General features: G+C 64.5%; 2 pseudogenes. One reads left to right on the top strand and one right to left on the bottom strand.

Annotated features, from left to right (window positions below):
- Positions 1 to 19 precede the first annotated feature (19 nt).
- Positions 20 to 97: pseudogene (locus IVA87_RS35110) on the bottom strand (cytochrome BD quinol oxidase subunit I); the annotation flags it as partial.
- Between the two features lie 221 nt (positions 98 to 318).
- Here IVA87_RS35110 and istA point away from each other — a divergent pair.
- Positions 319 to 1,626, top strand: a pseudogene (gene istA, locus IVA87_RS08750) (IS21 family transposase); the annotation flags it as partial.
- Positions 1,627 to 1,782 lie beyond the last annotated feature (156 nt).

The raw sequence follows: 1,782 nt of genomic DNA on the forward strand, positions 1-1,782 counted from the left end.
TTCCCAAGAGGTCCTTTCAGGCCGCGTCGTCCAGCATGGCGTCGGCCAGCACCCGTTTCAGCCGCGTGTTCTCGTCATCCAGCGTCTTCAGCCGCTTGGTGCGGCGGCGATCAGGGTGAGACTCCAGCGACAATCAGGATGAGACTGCGCCGATGGGGACGGACCGAAGGAGGGCGTAGCCCGACCGGAGGACCGTCCCCATCGGCGTCGCGCGTTTTTGGACCCGTCTGGCGGCTGGGCGGGGCTGGTGCAAGCTGTTGATTCGTCTCGACAAGAGGGAACGATGCCTTGCCTGGCCTCCACATCACCGACCACCAGATGAGGCTGTACATGACCTAATGACTGACATTGTCCCTGAGGCCGCCGCGGCCAAGGCGGGGTTCTCGAAAGCGAGTGCGTATCGGATCGGGGGCGATGCGAGTCCGCCATCGCACAAGAAGACGCTGAGGGGTCAGCGCCGGTCTGATCCGCTCGCCCCCTATTGGGACGCCGGGATCGTTCCGATTTTGAAGGCTGCGCCGGCATCCGCGTGATCGGCGTGCTGGACGAACTGCGTTCCGGCCTCAACCCCAATATCCGACGCACGCTGGAGCTCCGCATCAATGCCTGGCGGGCGCTCAACGGCCCGGAACAGGCGTGATCTTCCGTCAGGAGCATGAGCCCGGCCGCCTGGGTCTGTCCGACTTCACGACGTGAGCACGCTCGGCATTACCATCGCAGGCGAGCCGCTCGATCATCGGCTCTATCACTTCCGGTTGGCCTTCTCCGGCTTCGAGCATGCCCATGTCGTGCTCGCCGGCGAAAGCTTCGTTGCCCTGGCGGATGGCTTGCAGAACGCCCTCTGGCCCTCGGTGGCGTGCCGCGCGAGCATCGTAGCGACAGCCTGTCGGCCGCGTTCCGCAATCGGGCGGCCGACGCGCGGGAGGATCTGACACAGCGCTACGCCGAGCTGATGGGCCACCACGGCATGGCGCCAACGCGCAACAATGCGGGCATCGCACACGAGAACGGCTCGATCGAGAGTGCGCACGGTCATCTCAAGCGAGCCCTGGAGGATGCGGTGTTGCTGCGGGGCACGCGCGACTTCGCCGGTCTCGATGCCTACCGGGCTCTTGTCGACGAGATCGTCGGGCGGCGCAACGCCAACCTCGCCAGGCGGATCGCGATCGAGAAGGAAGCGCTGTTGCCGCTGCCGAAACGCCGCCCGACGGACTTCGAGGAGAAGGTGATCCCTGTGACGTCGTCGGGCGGCTTCATCCTGCGGCGCGTGTTCTACACCGTGCCTTCAAGATTGATCGGCCATCGCCTCCGTGTGCGCATCTTCGACGACCGGCTCGAATGCTTCCTCGGCGTCCCGCCGGTCGTGACGCTGCGGCGCGGGCGGCCTGTGTCGGAGAGCCAGGGCGGTCATGTCGTGGATTACCGGCACGTCATCCATGCCCTGCGGCGCAAGCCTATGGCGCTCCTCAATCTCGTCTATCGCGACCCGCTCTTCCCGCGCCTGCCTATAGGCGCCTGTTCGAGACCTTGCGGGAGCATGGTGATGGCCGGCGCGCCTGCAAGGTGACGGTTGAACTTCTGGCGCTGGCCCACGAGCGAGCTTGCGAAGCAGAACGAGGCGATCGCGATGGATCTGGATTCCGGCTTTCAATTACCCATAACTTTGACCACTCGGGCTGATCCGCTGATCGGCGAAATCTTGAGTCGAAAGAATCGCTTGTGATTCCTTGCTGAGCACCTGATTCGCGAGGGGGTGCTCTATGGGGCTGACATTAAGGGATC

The organism is Bradyrhizobium sp. 147, from assembly GCF_023073935.1.
Taxonomy (GTDB): Bacteria; Pseudomonadota; Alphaproteobacteria; order Rhizobiales; family Xanthobacteraceae; genus Bradyrhizobium.